This is a genomic window from Microbispora triticiradicis, from assembly GCF_005864065.1.
Lineage (GTDB): Bacteria > Actinomycetota > Actinomycetes > Streptosporangiales > Streptosporangiaceae > Microbispora > Microbispora triticiradicis.
Genome location: NZ_VANP01000001.1, coordinates 1,040,385 through 1,057,309, shown reverse-complemented (window position 1 = coordinate 1,057,309; position 16,925 = coordinate 1,040,385). Strand labels below are relative to the sequence as shown.

The window sequence follows — 16,925 nt, the reverse complement described above, 5'->3', positions numbered from 1 at the left end:
CGGGCCGGGGTACGCGCGGACGAGGAAAGACCGGACCGTTCAGGGGGAGCACCATGGATCAGTCCCGTGTGCCCGTGCTGGAGGCGTTGGCCGCCTACCGGAAGCGAGGAGACCTGAGCTTCACTCCTCCGGGCCACAAGCAGGGCCGGGGGGTGGATCCGCGGGTCCTGGAGATCATGGGTGCCGACGTCTTCCGCGACGACGTGATGGTCATGAACGGCCTGGACGACCGGCTGCAGACCAACAGGGTGCTCGAAGAGGCCCAGCAACTCATGGCGGAGGCGGTCAACGCGGAGCAGGCGTTCTTCTCCACCTGCGGAAGCTCCCTGTCGATCAAGAGCGCCATGCTCTCCGTGGCCGGTCCGGGCGAGCGCCTGCTGGTCGCGCGCAACGCCCACAAGTCGGTCATCTCGGCGCTGATCCTGAGCGGCGTCGAACCGGTATGGGTCCACGGAGACTGGGACGGCGACCTCCACATGTCGTACCCGCCCACTCCCCAGGCGGTGGAGGAGGCGTTCCGGGCCGCCCCCGACGCCAAGGGCGTGCTCGTCGCCAGCCCGGTCGACTACGGCACGTGCGCCGACCTGGCCGGCATCAACGAGGTGTGCCGCAGGTACGACCGCACGTTCATCGTGGACGAGGCCTGGGGCGCCCACCTGCCGTTCCACGACGACCTGCCCGAGTGGGGGATGAACATCGGGGCGGACCTGTGCGTGACGAGCGTCCACAAGATGGGCAACGGGCTGGAGCAGAGCTCGGTGTTCCATCTGCAGGGCAACCGCGTGGACCCCGCCGTCCTCAAGGCCCGCGAGGACCTGCTCGGCACGACCAGCCCCTCCACCCTGATCTACGCCGCGCTCGACGGCTGGCGTCGGCAGATGGTGGAGAACGGCAAGGACCTGCTCGACCACGCGCTGGAGCTCGCGGCGTCGGTCCGCGCCGAGATCGGCAAGATGCACGGGCTCTGGGTACTGGACAAGGAGAACACCGGCGCGTTCGACCTCGACCCGCTGAAGCTCGTGATCGACGTGTCGGGCCTCGGCGTCGACGGCTACCACGCCTCTGACTGGCTGCGCGAGCACTGCCACGTCAACATGTCGCTGAGCGACCACCGCAGGGTGAGCGCCGAGATCACCGTCGCCGACGGCGAGGAGACGGCCGGCGTGCTGCTCGACGCGCTGCGCGCCCTGTCGTCGGCCCGTGACCTGCCGCCCGCCGCCAGGATCGACGTGCCCGAGCCGGGTGAGCTGGAACTGGAGGTCGCCATGCTGCCCAGGGACGCGTTCTTCGGGCGGGTCGAGATCGTGCCCACCGGTCAGGCGGTGGGGCGGATCGCGGCCGAACTGGTCACACCGTACCCGCCGGGCGCGCCCGCCCTGTGCCCCGGCGAGATCATCACCGAGCCGGTGCTGAGCTACCTGACCACCGGCCTCGACGGCGGCATGGACATCCCGGACGCGAGCGACCCCACGCTGAAGACGCTCCGGGTGGTCTCGGAGTGACGACCCGGTCTCACGCCCAACGGGAGCTGACGGTCTCCGCCAGGAGCATCTCGGCGACCTCGCGCGGACGGCCGCCTCGGGCGTAGGCGGCCCGCTGCCGCGCGGCGCCCGATCCGTACCGCCGCATGTGGTCGAGCTGGAGGGTCAGCGCGGCCCAGTCGCCGTTCTCCTCCAGCATCGGCCGTACGTGCTCCAGCATGCGGTCGACCAGGTGCCAGCCGGGCACGCGGGCGCCGGCGAGCAGGTCGTACGCCTCGCCCTCCACTCCGTCGTGCGCCGCGCGCCAGTAGGCCGCGCGCAGAAGCGTGTCCTCCACCTCGGGGGCGGGCACGCCGGCCCGTACGTCCCGGAGCGCGGTGGCGGCCAGGCCCCGCACGAGCCCGGCCAGCATCGCGGTCTCGGCGGCGGTCGGGCACACGTCCGCCGCGCGGATCTCCAGCGTCGGCACGTGGTCGGAGAGGCGGGCCAGCCAGTAGATCATCCCCCGGTCGAGGATCGTGCCGCCGGTCAGCATCCCGGCGACGAGGTTCTCGTAGTGCCGGCTCGAGCGGAAGTACGGCGGCGGCTCCGCGCTCGGCCACCGGCCCATGACCATCGCCCGCCAGCTCGCGTGGCCGGTGTCCCTGCCGTCCGCGATCGGCGAGTTGGCCGTCAGGGCCTGCAGGACGGGGAGCCAGGGCCGCAGGTGGTTGCTGACCCGCAGCGCCTCCTCACGGTCCCCGAGTCCGACGTGGACGTGGCAGCCGCAGACGCCCTGCCCGTCCATCACGGCCCCGAACTCGCGGAGCATGGCGTGGTAGCGGGGGCACGACGACAGGGGCGGCACCCCGAGGTTGCCGTCCAGGGCCGTGCCGCACGCGGCCAGCCCCAGGCCCGCGTCCGCGGCGGCGCGGGCGGCGGCCCGGCGCGACTCCACCAGGTCGCCGTGCAGCGCACGCAGATCGGTGTGCACGGCGCTGTTGCTCTCCAGTTGGAACCGCGTCAGTTCGAACACCAGCCGGTCCGCCGCCGGCCCGGCCAGCCGTGCGTACACGTCCTCGGCCGCCGGGACGACCCGACCGGTGCCGGGGTCCAGAAGAAGGAACTCCTCCTCGACGCCGAGCGTGAGCGCCGCCGGGTCCACGGGTGCCCGGGTGACGAGGGAAGAGCCGTGGACGGTGTCGAACCGGCCCTCCCTTGTCACGTCTGGCATCGGTGGTCTTTCTCGGAGGAGGGTCCAGTGAATCAGTCCCCCATTCCCCCGGACGATGCCGCGAAAAACCACAAATGGCATTTCTTGACGCGGGTCCGTACGGCCCTGCCCGGGCGTGCCGCACCACTAGACTGACCGCCTGACCGGGGCCTGCCCGGCCGTGCCCGTGTCCGTTCAATGTCCGTGTCCGATCGCCCGTGTCCCGCCGAGGTGTGCCAGTGACCGCCGCCGTCGTAGTGACCCCCGTGCCCGCGCACGTCCCCGACCACGTCCTGGTCATGGCACTCCACGGCGCGCTGGACTACACCAACGCCGACCGGCTGCGTGAGGAGCTCACGGCGGCCGTCGGCGAGGGCCACCGCGAGTTGCTGCTCGACCTGAGCGCGCTGAGCTTCTGCGACTCCACCGGGATCCGGATCCTGCTGTCCGTACGCAAGCTGCTGCAGGAGCGGGACGGCGGGGTGACCCTGGCGGGGATGAACCCCCGGCTGGCGCGGATATTCCGGACCACCGGGCTCATCCACGCGTTCACCGTCGAGCCGGACCTCACGGAGGCCGTCGGCTCGCTGAACGCCCGGCCGGGGCCCGAGTAGGGCAGGTAGCGGCATCGGAAGGGTCACAAGAAGGTAGCCTCGGTGACGCCGAGGTGAGATGAACGGCAGAACCCGGTGAGGGCGTGGCAGGGCGGCGGCGAGGAGGACAGGTGGTGGACCACCACCAGCAGTGGCCGATAACGGATGACCTCGCGACGTTACGTGACGACATCCAGCGGTTCGCCCTTGCGGCGGGACTCACCGGCGCCCGGCTGGACGATCTCGTCATCGCCGCCAACGAGGCCGCGATCAACGTGCTCGAACACGGCGGCGGAGTGGGCACGCTGGTGATGTCCTCCGACGGCGCCGTGCTCGCCGTCGAGGTGGCCGACGAGCTGGGCACGCTGCGCCCCGGCGCCGTGCCTGGACAGCGGCCCTCCGGCCGGAGTGTCCGGGGCTTCGGCCTCTGGCTCATGGGCGAGTTGTGCGACTCGGTGACGATCGAGCAGGTGCCCGGCCGGTCGACGATCCGGCTGTCCATGAACCTCGACACCGGCGGCCCGGCCGCCGGAGCGGGCATCGCTCCCGTACGAGGGAGCATCCACCCGATCTGAACCGGCGGCCGGGCCTTCGGCCGGTCCCGCGTTGACCCTGGTTATCCTCTCGATCCCGTAAATCGGGCCGACACGACGGACCGAGCGCCATAACCTGGGTCCCGCCACCACCTCCTCCAGGGCTGCCGCACGGCTACCTGAGAAACGTCCATGACGCGGCGGCAACCGCGATCAGGACGCAGAGGCGAATGGTCCGGGGCGTGCTGTCGACGACGTCCCGGACCGCTCTGGCCACCTCGCCAACCCACGAGCCGATCTCCGGGTCGTGGAACCGGACTTCCTGACGGCGTTCCCCGCTTCCGCGGGGTCTGATGGCACTCATCGGGGCACCCTCCCCCATATGCGCTGTCCGGGCGGCGATTCCCCGGACCTTTCCCAGATGGTCACAGGTGACCCAGCGTGCACGCAACGCACACGGACGGCATTCGGGGTTCCATGCGGAGAGTGACGATCGTGTCACAACTTGCGAGGTATTTTCGCCCTGATACGTCCAGGAAAGCGTGCTTCGCTGTCTGATTTGTCCGCGGCCCTTTCCGGAAATTTGGACCAGCTCGCGACACGCCGTCATTTGTCTCCGAGGGCGGCGGCCGGCGGGCGTATCCGGGACAGCACACAGCGACCGCGGAGGCTCCTCGGAGAGCACAAGGAGGCTTCCACAGACGATGTTACCGAATGTGACGGAGTGGTCACGCACACCCGGGCGCTCGGCGGGCCGCCACCGATCCTGCCGCCACCCCAATCAGCCGCCGAGGTCGCGGACGACGTTCTCCAGGCACCGGGTCAGCGTCTCGACCCGCTCCTCGGTGACGGGCTGGTCACCGGTGGCCTCGGGCAGGTCCGCGCGCCGAGTGATCACCAGGGCCCGGTGCCGCTCGTCGATCTGGTCGAGCGGCAGCACCATGCACTCGCCCCGGACGAAGACCAGCGCGACGTCCGGGTCGGCCGACTCCAGCAGCCGTCGTACGCAGTCGGGGTCGAGCAGCGCCATCGCGACTCCTCCCGTGCCGGGATCGGCAGAACGGTTCAGGGCGGGTTCAGGGCCGGATGCCCACACCCGTCGTCACTTCCTTGATCCGTCCCCGGCCCGAGTCCGGGGCGAGCGGCGGGGTGCCCATGCCCGCCCCGCGCCGCATGCCCTCCAGTACGGCGCGCAGGGCGTCCACGGCGGTGTGGCGGGGCCGCCAGCCCAGCTCCTCACGGGCCCGGGTGATGTCCATGATCGGGATCTGCAGGGCCATCTCCACCAGGCCCGGCGAGGCCGGGATCAGCCGCAGGTGCCAGCCCGCCGCGACTGCCGTACGCACCAGCGTGGCCGGGACCGGCACCCGCCGCGCGCCGAGGAGGTCCGCGAGCACGGCGGGGTCGACGACCGGGTCGGCGGCGAGGTTGAACGCGCCCCGCACGTCGCGGGTGAGCGCCAGGCGGAAGGCCTCACCGGCGTCCAGCGAGTGCAGCGCCTGGAACCGCAGGCGGGGCATGTCCGGCACGAACGGGATCGTCCCCGGCCGCACCAGCCGCTGCGGCAGGAACGGACCGGCGAACAGCCGCCGCTGCTCAGTCGCGGCCTCCTCCTTGAAGATGAAGCCGGGGCGCATCCGCACGACCCGGATGTCCGGGTGGTCGCGCTCGAAAACGTCGAGCACCCGCTCGACGTACGCCTTCTCCCTGGCGTAGGCGGCGTTCGGCCAGCCGTGGGTCGGCCAGGACTCGTCGACGGGCGGGTCCTTCGGCCCCGGCGAGTACGCCCCCACGGACGACGAGTGGACGAGGACCGACACCCCGGCCCGGGCGGCCGCGGCGAAGACGCGCATGCTGCCGATCACATTGGCGTTCCAGGTGGTGACGGGATCGTGGGTGGGCTGGAACAGCCAGGCGAGGTGCACCACGGCGTCGGCCCCGGTCATGATCGGGCCGAGGTCGTCCCGGAAGACGTCGGCCGTCCGCCACTCGGTCTTCGCCGGGCACCAGTCCGGCATCCGCCGGGCCACTCCGACGATCGAGGTCACGCTCGGCTCGGACTCCAGGGCGGTGAGCACGCTGGTCCCGACGTTCCCGCTCGCGCCAACCACGACAACTCGCATGAGGCTCTCCGTTTCCTGACACCCTTCGCGACAAACCGCCACAAAGGTCGCGATAGCCCCATCCCCGACCGAGGCGCGATCATGCACCAGGGCGACCGAGAGGATGCGGGAGCTCCAGATTTCCCCTGGGACAATGCGGGGGAATCAGTGGTGGCGCGGGAATACCGCTACCTAGGAGGATTAAGTTCTCATAGTGGTCAGAGAGGCGGAACAGCAGAGATGGCTCAGATCGTCGGTGGCGGACGCCCCGTCAATGACGCCGAGCGACGGGTCATCGCCCACCTGCGGGACAACGCGCCTGACGACTGGCTGCTGCTGCACAACATCGAGGTGCCGCGCGGCGCGGACCTGTTCGAGGTGGACGTGGTCGTGCTGACCGGCCACTCGCTCGTCGTGATCGACGTGAAGGGCGCCCGGGGCCGGTTCGAGGTGTCGGGCAACCGGTGGTTCCCCCAGCACCGCGAGGCGTTCGGCTCGCCAGTGGCCAAGCTGCGCGGCACCGCGCGGGCGCTGAAGGGCCTGCTGATCGACAAGCACCGCGAGCTCGAACGGCTGTACGTCGACAACGTCGTGGTGCTGACCGCCCCGGGAGCCGTCCTCGTCGATCCCAGCGGGCGCGACGCCCGGCACGTCACGACGATCGCCGGGCTCGTCCCCATGCTCAGCGACGTGTCCCGGGTCAGGCACGGGTGCAGCCGGGACGCCGCGCCGTACCGGACCGCGATCATCGAGGCGCTGAACGGGACCGTGCGCCGGCCCACCGCCCCGCCGCGGTTCGGCAACTGGGAGGTGGAGGAGCAACTCGGCGGCGACAGCCGCGTCACCGAGTATCGCGCCGTCAACGCGACCGCGCCGACCAGCGGGACCGTGCTGCTGCGCGTCTACCGCGCCGATCCGATGGCCGAGCAGCAGCGGCGGGTCGCCGAACAGCGCCGCATCGCCAACGCCTACCAGGCGCTCGCCAAGATCCCGCCGCATCCCTGTGTCGTACGCTCGCGGGACTTCTTCGCCATCGACGACGAGAGCCGGTTCGTGCTCGTGCTCGACGACGTCCACGGGCAGGCCCTGCACCTGCATCTGACCGGGCGCGGGCTGGACATCGGCGCCAAGCTCGCCGTGCTGGAGGACATGCTGGACGGCCTCGCCCACGTCCACGCCAACAAGGTCATCCACCGGGCGCTCACCCCCGCCTGCGTGCTCGTGGCGGACGACGGCAACGCCATGCTGACCGGCTTCGACTACGCCAAGCCCGGCCCGCGCAAGCACACCGTCGCCAACGAGCTCCCCAACATCCTCGACGTCCACTACGTCGCCCCCGAGTGCCGGGCACGGCCCGACCGGATGACCCCCGCCTCGGACGTCTACTCGGCCGGGGTCATCGCCTCCCAGCTGCTGACGGGCGAACTCCCCATGCCCGGCATGGACGCCGAGCCGGCCGCCGCGGGGGTCGCCCCGGAGGTCATGGACCTCGTACGGCGGATGCGCGACCTCACCCCCGCCAAGCGTCCGGACGCGGTCACGGCCCTCGCCGAACTGCGTGACGCCCGGGAGGCCCAGCCCCGGCGGCGAATGCCGCTCGGCGGCAGGATCCGCGACGCCCTCCGCCGCCTCCACCCCCGGGGGTGACCGCGTCGGGAGGCCGATCGACGGCGATGACGGGACCTTCGTCCCTAACCCGCCGGCGGGCCGATCACGCAGGCTTGCAGACATGAAGCTCGACTCGGCCGGCCTTGAGATTCTCCCGGGAGGGGAATGTCTGAACCTGCTGGCCTCCACCCCCATCGGCAGGATCGTCTTCACCGACCGGGCCCTCCCCGCCGTCCAGCCGGTCAACTTCTGCCTGCTCGACGGGAACATCGTCATCCGCACCGCCGCGGGTTCCAAGCTCGCCGCGGCGGCGCGGAACGCCGTCGTCGCCTTCGAGGCCGACGAGTTCGACGCGACGTTCCGTACGGGCTGGTCGGTGACCGCGGTGGGGCACGCCCGCGCGGTGTCGGAACCCGAGGAGATCGACCGCCTGTCGGCGCTGCCGCTGTCGCCCTGGGTGCCCGGGACCCGCGACCACTTCATCGTGATGGCCCCCGAGCAGATCTCCGGCCGCAGGCTCAACCGCTGAGCACCGCACCGCGCAGGACGCCGGTGTCCGCGGGCCGCCGGGGGTGGCGGATGATGGACGGGTGCTCGCCCGTCCCGTGTCCCCGTCCCTGCTCGTGGAGGAACTGGCCGATCTGATCGCCGCCCGGCCGCGCGACGCGTGGGTGCGCGTCGCGGTGGACGGCGCTCCCGCCGCCGGGCCGGGACGGCTGGCCGACGCCCTGGCCGGCCCGCTGCGCCTGCGCGGCAGGGAGGTCCTGCGGGCGCCCGCGTCGGGCTTCCTGCGCCCCGCGTCGCTGCGGCTGGAGTTCGGCCGGACCGACCCCGACGTGTTCCACGACGAGTGGCTGGACGCGGCCGGCCTCGTCCGCGAGGTGCTGGGGCCGCTGGAGCCGGGCGGTGGCGGCCGGGTGCTGCCCTCGCTGTGGGACAGCGTGCGGGACCGGGCCACCCGGGCCGGCTACGTCACGCTGCCGCCGGGCGGGGTGGCGCTGGTGGACGGCGCGCTGCTGCTCGGCCGCGGCCTGCCGTTCGACCTGACGATCCACCTGTCCCTGTCGCCGGCCGCGCTGGCGCGCCGCACGCCGCCCGAGGAGCACTGGACGCTGCCCGCCTACGAACGGTACGAACGCGAGACGGGCCCGGCGCGGGCCGCCGACGTGGTCGTCCGCGTCGAGGACCCGCGCCGGCCCGCCGTGGTCACCCGGCCGGGCTGAACCGGAGGCCGCGACCGGGTGAGGTCTTGCCTGAGATGGACGCCTGCCTCTTACAACAGGCCGCCCAGGCTCAGCAGGGGAAGTCCCACCTGCAGCCCCGCGTCCACGGCGAGCCCGAGCCGCAGGAGCGGGTCGTCATCGTAGGTGCAGGTGGTGCAGCACGTCACGCAAGGTGTGCAGGTGCACGGTCGGCCGGGCGCCGGGCCGGACCGCGTCACGGGCGGCGGGTCGGTCGGCTTCGCGGGCGGCGGGCAGGGCACCTTCACGGGCGGCGTGACCGGCGGCTTCGCGGACGGCGGGCTGGACACCTTCACGGGCGGCGTGACCGGCGGTGTGACCGGTGGCTTCGCGGACGGCGTGACCGGCGGCTTCGCCGGCGTGCTGGGGGTTTGCGAGACGTGGGGAACGTGTACGACGTTCTTCACCGGAGGCACGACGATCTCCGGGACGTCGGGCGCCGGAAGCCGCTCCGGCGTCGTGAAGATCGGCACGTCCTCGCCCTCCGGCAGGTTCTGCACGGGCGGCATGGCCCACCCGGGGCCGTTGCCGATCGCCGGACCGCCGGGGCCCTGGTTGCCGGACGGCATTCCCGGAGCCTGCGGCCCCGTCGTGCTGGGCGGGACGGCCGCCGAGGGGCGGTTCGGCCGCGGACGCTGAGGCTGGGGCTCCCGCTGGTGGGGACGCTGCCGCTCCGGCTGCCGCTGCTTGTGCGGACGCTTGCCGTGCCGGGGGTGGCGGGCGGCCGGGTGGACGCTGACGGCGGGTCGCCGCACCGTGATCGGCACTCCGTCTCCAGGTACGGCCTGCGCCGGCGCGGCGACGACCGCGCCGAGGGCCACGAACCCTCCGGTGACGACGGCGCCCACTCTGACCGCCACTCGCATGCCCATGCAGTTCTTCAACTCTTCTTCCTCGCAGTAGCGATGTCCGAGCCATTTCCTGGCTGGTCAGGTGACACCGGCGCGATCTGGTCAACCGCCCGCACTTACCGCTTGTCCCGATACGCGGAGCTCGAATGCCGACGTGGCCGGCCGGACTTCCGGCGGCCGATACCGGGACCGGCGCCGCGACGGGCCGTCCGCGCAATCACCGATCCCGGTCTCCCATTCAGCCGATTCGCACTCGGCTGATTCGCACTCAGCCGATGCGGATACCCAGGTCGACGAGGAGCGCCACGTCGAGAAGGTGCCTCCTCCAGAGGATCGGCGGGCAGGCGACGCAGGTCGGCGTACAGGTCGGGTCCGGGCTCGGCTCCTCCAGGGTCGTCACCTTCGGCGTCGGCGTCGCGGTCGGCGGGCAGTCGGTGATGGTGACCGTGATCGTGGTACACGTCGGCTGAGCCTGCGGAGCGGCCACCGCGGCCATCGCCGGCGCGGCCACGACCACACCTCCGGCCAGCACCGCGCCGGCCATCAGCCCCTTGACGAGATTCGTGCGCTTACGCATTTCCGTACCTTTCAAACAGCGATGCTCGAGAAATCGAGATTGCAGCTCGGCGAGGACGTTCCTCCCCGGTGTCACCGTGGGAACATCCTGCCAGCCGGTAAATCTCCCCGGTTCTGCCGACACAAACGACCGCCCCCATGTTTTCCCAGGTGTTTGCCGCTCTCAGAATGAGGGAGTCCGAATTATTCATCGCTGTCGCATCGGGCCGCTTATTCGATATCCGACATAGAACCCAAATCAATCACCGCCGGGATGAAATGAAAAAGGCCGGGGACACGCCCCGGCCCTCACACCGCCTGTCTCACAGTCCGTACTCCTCCAGCAGGCGCAGCCACACCTCGCTCACGGTGGGGTAGGAGGGCACGGCGTGCCACAGGTCGTCCAGGGTGACCCCGGCGGCGACCGCGACCGTCGCGGCGTGCAGCAGCTCGGCCGCGCCGGGAGCCACGAAGGTCACGCCGAGCAGCACGCGGCGGCTCTCGTCGACCACCGCCTTGGCCCTGCCCCCGTAACCGTCGCCGAGCAGGTAGCCCCCGGCCACCTGGCCCATCTCGTACTCGACGGCACGTACGTCGAAGCCCTCGGCACGGGCCTGCGCCTCGGTGCGGCCCACCGCGCACACCTGGGGATCGGTGAAGATCACCTGGGGGGCGCCGAGCCCGTCCGCGCGGTCGCGCATCGAGGGCCGGTCGTCCGCCTCGCCCCGGGCCCGGGCGACGATCACGTCCGACGCGATCCGCGCCTGGTACTTGCCCATGTGCGTGAGCGGCGCCATGCCGTTGACGTCCCCCACGGCGTAGAGCCAGCCGTCGGCCACGCCGGTGGCCCGCATGCTGTCGTCCACGCCCACCGGGCGCGACTCCGGCAGGCCCACCGACGCCAGGCCGAGATCGCCGATGGCGGGGCGGCGTCCGGTGGCGACCAGGATCTCGTCGGCCGTGATCGTGTCTCCGCTCGTCAGCCGAACCGTCACCGCCCCGCCCGGCTCCGGCCGCTCGACCTTCTCGGCGCTCTCACGCAGGCGGACGTCGACCCCCTGCTCGGTCAGCGACCGCGCCACCGCCTCCCCGGCGAAGGGCTCCACCCGGTCGAGCAGCCCGCCGCCCCGGACCAGCATCGTGACCTCCCGCGACCCGAGCCCGCGCATGGCCTGCGCCATCTCGCACGCGACCACTCCGCCGCCGATCACCACGAGCCGGTCCGGTACGGCGTGCGCGGCGGTCACCTCGCGGTTCGTCCACGGCTGCGCGGCGGCCAGCCCGGCGACCGGGGGGATGACCGGGACGCTGCCGGTCGCCAGCACGACGGCGTGGTTCGCGGTGAGCGTGCGCGTGCCGCCGTCGGCCGTCGCGACCTCCACGCTCCGGGCGCCGGTGAGCCGCCCGGCCCCGCGTACGAGCGTCACCTTCGCGGAGTCGAGCCACCTGGCCTGCCCGGAGTCGTCGTAGTTCGAGACCACGGTGTCACGGTGGGCCAGCACGGCACCGGCGTCGATCGGGCCGTCGAGCCGCAGCCCCTGGACCCGGCTCACCTCGCCCGCGAGGTCGACCGGCCGCAGCAGCGCCTTGCTCGGCATGCAGGCCCAGTAGGAACACTCCCCACCGGCCAGTTCACGTTCGACGATGACGGTGCTCAGCCCGGCCGCCGCGACCCGCCCGGCGACGACCTCCCCCGCGGGTCCCGCACCCACCACGATCACATCGAAGACTTCCGGCATGGTCACCCTTCCTCTCGTACCGGAGTCCACCCTGTCACGGGCGCCTGGGAGCCGCGGAGACGAGTCCGCCCTCGTAGGCCGCTATGACGAGCTGGGCCCGGTCCCGCGCGCCGAGCTTGGCGATCAGGTGGCCGATGTGGGTCTTCACCGTGGCCGTGCTCACGTGCAGCGCGGCGGCGATCTCCTGGTTGGACAGGCCGCGCGCGACGAGGGTGAGCACCTCGCGCTCCCGCCCGGTGAGCCCGTCCAGCGACACGGACCACCGCGGGCCGGACGGGGCGGCCGGGGTGGTCCGGGCGAACTCGGCGATCAGCCGCCGGGTGACGCTCGGCGCCAGCAGTCCCTCCCCCGCCGCGATGACGCGGATCGCCGCAAGCAGGTCGGCGGGCGGAGTGTTCTTCAGCAGGAAGCCGCCGGCTCCCGCGCGCAGCCCCGCGTAGACGTACTCGTCCAGGTCGAACGTGGTGAGGATCAGGACCTTCACCGTGGAGGACTCGGCGCAGATCCGCCGGGTCGCCTCGATGCCGTCCAGGCCGGGCATGCGCACGTCCATCAGGACGACGTCGGGACGCTCCCGCCGCGCCAGTTCGACGGCCTCCGTCCCGGTTCCGGCCTCGCCGACCGCGACCAGCCCGGGCGTGCTGTCGACCAGCAGGCGCAGGCTGCCGCGCAGCAGGTCCTGGTCGTCGGCGAGCAGCACACGGATCGGCTCGGGTGCGGTCACAGGTCCTCCACCTCGGCGGCAGGGTCTCCGGCGGGCTCCGCCGCGGACGGAGCGGGCAGGCGGGCGAACACCCGGAAGCCGCCCTCCGGGCGCGGCCCGGCCGTGAACTCGCCGCCGAACAGCAGGGCGCGCTCCCGCATGCCGATCAGCCCGTGCCCGGGCGGTCCCGGGGGCAGCGTACGGCGGCCCGGGCCGTCGTCGGTCACCTCGACCCGCACCTCGGCCGCGTCCCGCTCCACGAGGACCCGGCACCGGGCGGGAGCCGCGTGCCGCACGACGTTGGTGAGGGCCTCCTGCGCGATCCGGTGGACGGCGAGTTCCAGCGTCTCCGGCAGGGCGCCCGTCACGCGCACGTCCAGGTCGACCTCCACGCCCGCGGCGGCCGCCCGCTCCGCCAGTTCCGGCAGCGCCGCGAGACCGGGAACCGGGGACCGGCCGGGAAAGTCGTCCCGCAACACGCCGAGCGCCTGCCGCATCTCCGCGAGGGCACGCCTGCTGGTGTCCTCGATGACCCGCAGCGCCTCCCTCGCCTCCTCCGGATGCCGGTCGGCCACGTGCGCCGCCACCCCGGCCTTCACCCCGATGAGGCTCAGCGTGTGGGAGACCACGTCGTGCAGTTCGCGGGCGATGCGCAGCCGTTCCTCGGCGACCGCGCGCTCGGCCGCCCGCTCCGCCCCCAGTTCGGCCCCGCGCGCGGCGTACGCCCGCCGCTCCCGCACCGCCCGGCCGATCGTCCACGCGCCGCCCAGCGCCAGCGCGCCGAGCACCAGGCTCGTCACGACCCGTCCGGGCGCCGGGTCCGCCGACACCCCGCCGACCGCGGCGAACAGCAGCGCCCCCAGGCTCAGCACCCCGATCGCCGTCGTCGGCTCCCACCTGCGCCGCCGCGTCGTCAGCGCGACCGGATAGAGCGCGTACGCCGCGGCGGCGAGCGGCTCGTGGACGACGCCGAGCGCCAGTGCGGCCACGGACGCGGCGAGCACGACGCCGAAGACCGGCACCGGCCACAGCCGCCTGACCGCGACCGGCAGCGTCATCGCGGCGATCAGGGCGTGTGCGTTCCACGTGGCCGGGACGCCCGCCTGGAGGGACAGCGCGAACGCGTATCCCAGCCCGGCGAGCGTGTCCAGCACGACCAGCTCACCGCGGCGCAGCGGCCGGGGGAACAGCGGCCGCACGTCCGGATCGTCCACCCGGCCACGGTAGACCGCGCGAGGCCCCGCCGCCTCCCGCCGCGGTCTGTCATCCCCTGGTCTGAGGGACGGCGAGAAGATCGCCCCCGGGCCCGACGCCGGGAGGGGCCGCCGCGCGGGACCGTCGAGGCATGATCGAAGTCAGAGAGCTGACCAAACGGTTCGGCCGCACGGTCGCCGTGGACGGGCTGACGTTCCACGTGAAACCAGGCCGGGTCACCGGGTTCCTCGGGCCGAACGGCGCCGGCAAGTCGACGACCATGCGGGTGATCCTCGGCCTCGACCACCCGGCGGGCGGTGAGGCGCTTGTCGGGGGCCGCCTCTACTCCCGCATCCGCCACCCCATGCGGGAGGTGGGCGCGCTCCTGGACGCCGGGGCGGTCCAGGGGGGTCGCACACCGCTCGGCCACCTGAGCTGGATCGCCCGCAGCAACCGCGTCGGCCGGGAGCGGGTCGTGTCCGTCATCGAGCAGGTGGGCCTCGCCGGGGTCGCGCGCAAGCGGATCGCCGGATTCTCCCTCGGCATGCGGCAACGCCTCGGGATCGCCGCCGCGCTGCTCGGCGACCCCGGCGTGCTGCTGTTCGACGAGCCGGTCAACGGCCTCGACCCGGACGGTGTGCGCTGGATCCGCGAACTGATGCGCGGCCTCGCCGCCGAGGGGCGCACGGTGCTTCTGTCGAGCCACCTGATGAGCGAGATGGAGCTCACCGCCGACCACCTCGTGATCATCGGCCGCGGGCGGCTCCTCGCCGACACCGCCATGCGCGACCTCACGGGCGTACGGGACGTGTTCGTCCGCAGCCCGCGCGCCGCGGATCTCGCCGCCGCGCTGTCCGCCGCGGGCGGGACGGTCGCTCCGGCCGGGTCGGGGAACGGGGAGGGGGCGGACCTGTCGGTGCGCGGGCTCGGCCCGGTGGAGATCGGCGACCTCGCCGCGCGGCACGCGATCCCGGTGCACGAGATCACGCCGCGCGCCGCCTCGCTGGAGGAGACCTACCTGCGGCTCACCGAAGCCGTGACGGACCACGTGAGTGGGAGGGCCGACCGGTGATCGACGCGCTCGCCGCCGAGTGGCTCAAGCTCCGCACCCTCCGGTCCACCTCCGTCGTCCTCGGCGTGGTGGCGGTCGTCGTCGGCCTCATGGCCCTGCTGGCGTGGTACGCCGCGGGCCTCTGGGACGGCCTGCCACCCGATCAGCGGGACCACCTCGCCGTGTCGTCGCTGCCGGAGCTGACCGGCATGCTCGGCTCACTGTGCCTGGCCGTGCTGGGCGTGCTCGCCGTCTCCGGGGAGTACGCCACCGGCATGATCCGGAGCACGTTCACCGTGATGCCGTCGCGCGGGCGGGTGCTGGCCGCCAAGGCGGCCGTCCTCTCGGTCGTGGCGTTCTGCGCCGGGTTCGCGGCCATCCTCGCGACGTACGCGCTGGGGCGGCTGATCATCGGTGACCGTGCCATCCGGGGGCAGTCGACTGAGCCGCTGGCCCGGCAGCTCCCGCTCTTCCTGGCGATGAGCCTGGCCATCGTGATGTTCGCGCTGCTCGGACTGGGCCTGGCCGCTGTCACGCGGTCCGCCGTCGCCGCGATCGCCGTCCTGGTGGCCGTCTGGTACGTCGTCCCCCTCGTGGCCTTCAACCTCCCGGCCCCGTGGGGCGACCGCCTCGGCTCCGTGCTCCCCGGCGCCCTGGCGGGTGAGCTGGCCGGCACCGGCAATCCCGGCTCGGTCGGCGGCTCGCTGCTCTCGCCCGGCGCCGCGCTCGTGGTCATGGTCGCCTGGGTGGCCGTGCCGTACGGGGTGGCCGCCCTCCTGCTGGCCCGCAGGGACGCGTGATGCCGGGCGAGTGCCGGGTACGGCTTCCCCATGACGACCTCAGCACGGGACGAACTGACGGGGCTCGACCCCTTCGACATCTTCGACACCGAGGCCGCCCGGCTCGACGGCTACTTCTCCTCGCTCGACGACGACGGCTGGAACCGCCCGTCCAGATGTGAGGGCTGGACGACCCGCGACGTGCTGGCCCACCTCGCGGGTGAGGAGCTGTACAACCACGCGTGCCTCGACGACGACATCGACGGGTTCTTCGAGATGCTCGAACACGAGGGCGTGCGCGGCGGCTTCGACGGTTTCAACGAATGGTGCGTGCGCAGGCGCCGCGGGCTGCCGGTGGAGCAGGTGCTCGACGAGTGGCGGACGAAGAACGCGGAGACGCGCCGGCGGATGCGGGCCCTAGGCCGCGACGGCACCCTGCACACGTCGGCCGGGCCGTACCCGGTGGGCCTGCAGACCTTCCACTACGACTCGGAGTACGCCACGCACGCCGACGACGTGGGGGCGCCGGTGACGCCGGACGAGGCCGGGGACCGCCTCGGCTGGCGGGTCCCCGTCGGCCTGTTCGCGCTGGCGGAGCGCGGGTCGAAGGCGCAGGTCGTACCCGTCTGCGGCCGGATCGAGGTGCAGGTGGACGGCCTCACCGCCGATCTCGGCCCCGAGGAGTTCGTGGAGGCGACGGTCGGCCGCCTGCCCGCCGACCACCTGCTCGACCCCCGCGTCCGCAGCTCACTGCGCTGCCTTGCGTAACAGCGCTGCTCGCCTAACGGGTCCGACCGCGGCCTCGGCACCGGTGGTAATAAGACCCGCGTGGTCCGCCGCGCCGGCGTCCGCGCCGGCCGCGGTCCCGTACGCCTGAGTGCCCGGCACGGACGGCCGGCAGGGCGGACAGCGGGACGGACAGCGGGAGACCCGGCGCTGCCCGTCACAGGCCCGGACGCCCTGCCGGACACGCTGCCGGACAGACCGCCGCAGGGAGCGCCGTGCGCGCGGAGCCGGCGCCGCCGCGGTGGGTGGACGGGACGTACGCGGCCGGGCGGCCGGGTCAGGCCGCCCGGCCGGCGCGTAGCGCGACATGAACTAGATGTCGGATATGTGATGTCAGCCGTTGAACGTCTCAATGCGAAGTCCCCGAAAGAAGATGCGGCCAGGACAGGCCGGTTTGCCCGGGGGGATCCAGACGTGCGGCGGCGCGTCAACGATGCACCGGGATCGGGCCCAAAGCAATCAGGCGCGCCATACAGAACGCATTCGGCCCGATTAGCCACCCGATCGGACAGCGGAC

Annotated in this window: 17 protein-coding genes; 9 read left to right on the top strand and 8 right to left on the bottom strand. The window is 72.7% G+C overall.

Going from position 1 to position 16,925, the window contains the following annotated elements; genetic code table 11:
- The first annotated feature begins 53 nt into the window (after positions 1-53).
- A complete protein-coding gene (locus FED44_RS04975) occupies positions 54-1,502 on the top strand; it encodes an aminotransferase class I/II-fold pyridoxal phosphate-dependent enzyme (protein WP_138459858.1) in 1,449 nt (482 codons plus the stop codon).
- A gap of 10 nt (positions 1,503-1,512) precedes the next feature.
- Here the strand turns inward: FED44_RS04975 and FED44_RS04970 are convergent, their stop codons facing one another.
- A complete protein-coding gene (locus tag FED44_RS04970) occupies positions 1,513-2,694 on the bottom strand; it encodes a carboxylate-amine ligase (RefSeq protein WP_138459857.1) in 1,182 nt (393 codons plus the stop codon).
- A 218-nt stretch (positions 2,695-2,912) separates the two neighbouring features.
- Here FED44_RS04970 and FED44_RS04965 point away from each other — a divergent pair, with 218 nt between their 5' ends.
- Both FED44_RS04965 and FED44_RS04960 read left to right on the top strand, forming a co-directional pair.
- Positions 2,913-3,287 (top strand): STAS domain-containing protein, encoded by a 375-nt coding sequence (locus FED44_RS04965; protein WP_244301703.1) that lies wholly within the window; start codon positions 2,913-2,915, stop codon positions 3,285-3,287.
- Positions 3,288-3,397: 110 nt separating this feature from the next.
- Complete coding sequence (locus FED44_RS04960) at positions 3,398-3,841, top strand: ATP-binding protein (RefSeq protein WP_165900445.1); 444 nt, start codon at positions 3,398-3,400, stop codon at positions 3,839-3,841.
- A gap of 739 nt (positions 3,842-4,580) precedes the next feature.
- Here the strand turns inward: FED44_RS04960 and FED44_RS04955 are convergent.
- On the bottom strand, positions 4,581-4,829 hold the full coding sequence (locus tag FED44_RS04955) for a hypothetical protein (protein ID WP_111697650.1): 249 nt from the start codon (positions 4,827-4,829) through the stop codon (positions 4,581-4,583).
- Between the two features lie 46 nt (positions 4,830-4,875).
- Positions 4,876-5,922 carry an NAD-dependent epimerase/dehydratase family protein gene (locus FED44_RS04950; RefSeq protein ID WP_111697649.1) on the bottom strand — a complete coding sequence of 349 codons (1,047 nt, stop codon included), beginning with the start codon at positions 5,920-5,922 and terminating at the stop codon, positions 4,876-4,878.
- A gap of 219 nt (positions 5,923-6,141) precedes the next feature.
- Between FED44_RS04950 and mads6 the strand changes: the two genes are divergently transcribed.
- The 3 genes from mads6 to FED44_RS04935 all read left to right on the top strand — a co-directional run bounded on the left by mads6 (position 6,142) and on the right by FED44_RS04935 (position 8,732).
- Entirely contained in the window at positions 6,142-7,548 is a 1,407-nt protein-coding gene (gene mads6 / locus FED44_RS04945) for a methylation-associated defense system protein kinase MAD6 (protein ID WP_138459856.1), read from the top strand.
- 82 nt (positions 7,549-7,630) lie between these two features.
- Positions 7,631-8,038 (top strand): pyridoxamine 5'-phosphate oxidase family protein, encoded by a 408-nt coding sequence (locus tag FED44_RS04940; protein ID WP_111697647.1) that lies wholly within the window; start codon positions 7,631-7,633, stop codon positions 8,036-8,038.
- Between the two features lie 61 nt (positions 8,039-8,099).
- Entirely contained in the window at positions 8,100-8,732 is a 633-nt protein-coding gene (locus tag FED44_RS04935) for a nucleoside/nucleotide kinase family protein (RefSeq protein WP_138459855.1), read from the top strand.
- A gap of 50 nt (positions 8,733-8,782) precedes the next feature.
- Here FED44_RS04935 and FED44_RS04930 read toward each other — a convergent pair whose 3' ends face one another.
- The 5 genes from FED44_RS04930 to FED44_RS36245 all read right to left on the bottom strand — a co-directional run bounded on the left by FED44_RS04930 (position 8,783) and on the right by FED44_RS36245 (position 13,812).
- Positions 8,783-9,622: a hypothetical protein gene (locus tag FED44_RS04930; protein ID WP_138459854.1), complete on the bottom strand. Its 840-nt coding sequence runs from the start codon at positions 9,620-9,622 to the stop codon at positions 8,783-8,785.
- Between the two features lie 247 nt (positions 9,623-9,869).
- Positions 9,870-10,178 (bottom strand): hypothetical protein, encoded by a 309-nt coding sequence (locus FED44_RS04925; RefSeq protein ID WP_111697644.1) that lies wholly within the window; start codon positions 10,176-10,178, stop codon positions 9,870-9,872.
- 301 nt (positions 10,179-10,479) lie between these two features.
- Complete coding sequence (locus FED44_RS04920; RefSeq protein ID WP_138459853.1) at positions 10,480-11,895, bottom strand: dihydrolipoyl dehydrogenase family protein; 1,416 nt, start codon at positions 11,893-11,895, stop codon at positions 10,480-10,482.
- 34 nt (positions 11,896-11,929) lie between these two features.
- On the bottom strand, positions 11,930-12,619 hold the full coding sequence (locus tag FED44_RS04915) for a response regulator (RefSeq protein WP_165900443.1): 690 nt from the start codon (positions 12,617-12,619) through the stop codon (positions 11,930-11,932).
- Positions 12,616-13,812 (bottom strand): sensor histidine kinase, encoded by a 1,197-nt coding sequence (locus FED44_RS36245; RefSeq protein ID WP_208758819.1) that lies wholly within the window; start codon positions 13,810-13,812, stop codon positions 12,616-12,618. The genes FED44_RS04915 and FED44_RS36245 overlap by 4 nt, the downstream gene beginning before the upstream one ends.
- Positions 13,813-13,943: 131 nt before the next feature.
- On the opposite strand from FED44_RS36245, the gene FED44_RS04905 reads away from it, so the two are divergent.
- Genes FED44_RS04905 through FED44_RS04895 form a run of 3 tightly spaced genes read left to right on the top strand, consistent with a single transcriptional unit; the run spans position 13,944 to position 16,390 of the window.
- Positions 13,944-14,864 (top strand): ABC transporter ATP-binding protein, encoded by a 921-nt coding sequence (locus FED44_RS04905; RefSeq protein WP_111697642.1) that lies wholly within the window; start codon positions 13,944-13,946, stop codon positions 14,862-14,864.
- On the top strand, positions 14,861-15,643 hold the full coding sequence (locus tag FED44_RS04900; RefSeq protein WP_138459852.1) for an ABC transporter permease: 783 nt from the start codon (positions 14,861-14,863) through the stop codon (positions 15,641-15,643). Before FED44_RS04905 ends, FED44_RS04900 begins: the two co-directional genes overlap by 4 nt.
- A gap of 30 nt (positions 15,644-15,673) precedes the next feature.
- A complete protein-coding gene (locus tag FED44_RS04895; RefSeq protein ID WP_138459851.1) occupies positions 15,674-16,390 on the top strand; it encodes a maleylpyruvate isomerase family mycothiol-dependent enzyme in 717 nt (238 codons plus the stop codon).
- Positions 16,391-16,925: the final 535 nt, after the last annotated feature.

What these genes read in the sequence shown, in the direction of transcription:
- FED44_RS04950 (WP_111697649.1), bottom strand. Translation starts at nt 5,922, where the DNA reads ATGCGAGTTGTCGTGGTTGGCGCGAGCGGGAACGTCGGGACCAGCGTG.
- FED44_RS04970 (WP_138459857.1), bottom strand. Translation starts at nt 2,694, where the DNA reads ATGCCAGACGTGACAAGGGAGGGCCGGTTCGACACCGTCCACGGCTCT.
- mads6 (WP_138459856.1), top strand. Translation starts at nt 6,142, where the DNA reads ATGGCTCAGATCGTCGGTGGCGGACGCCCCGTCAATGACGCCGAGCGA.
- FED44_RS04920 (WP_138459853.1), bottom strand. Translation starts at nt 11,895, where the DNA reads ATGCCGGAAGTCTTCGATGTGATCGTGGTGGGTGCGGGACCCGCGGGG.
- FED44_RS04925 (WP_111697644.1), bottom strand. Translation starts at nt 10,178, where the DNA reads ATGCGTAAGCGCACGAATCTCGTCAAGGGGCTGATGGCCGGCGCGGTG.
- FED44_RS04905 (WP_111697642.1), top strand. Translation starts at nt 13,944, where the DNA reads ATGATCGAAGTCAGAGAGCTGACCAAACGGTTCGGCCGCACGGTCGCC.
- FED44_RS04955 (WP_111697650.1), bottom strand. Translation starts at nt 4,829, where the DNA reads ATGGCGCTGCTCGACCCCGACTGCGTACGACGGCTGCTGGAGTCGGCC.
- FED44_RS04975 (WP_138459858.1), top strand. Translation starts at nt 54, where the DNA reads ATGGATCAGTCCCGTGTGCCCGTGCTGGAGGCGTTGGCCGCCTACCGG.
- FED44_RS04895 (WP_138459851.1), top strand. Translation starts at nt 15,674, where the DNA reads ATGACGACCTCAGCACGGGACGAACTGACGGGGCTCGACCCCTTCGAC.
- FED44_RS04940 (WP_111697647.1), top strand. Translation starts at nt 7,631, where the DNA reads ATGAAGCTCGACTCGGCCGGCCTTGAGATTCTCCCGGGAGGGGAATGT.
- FED44_RS04930 (WP_138459854.1), bottom strand. Translation starts at nt 9,622, where the DNA reads ATGGGCATGCGAGTGGCGGTCAGAGTGGGCGCCGTCGTCACCGGAGGG.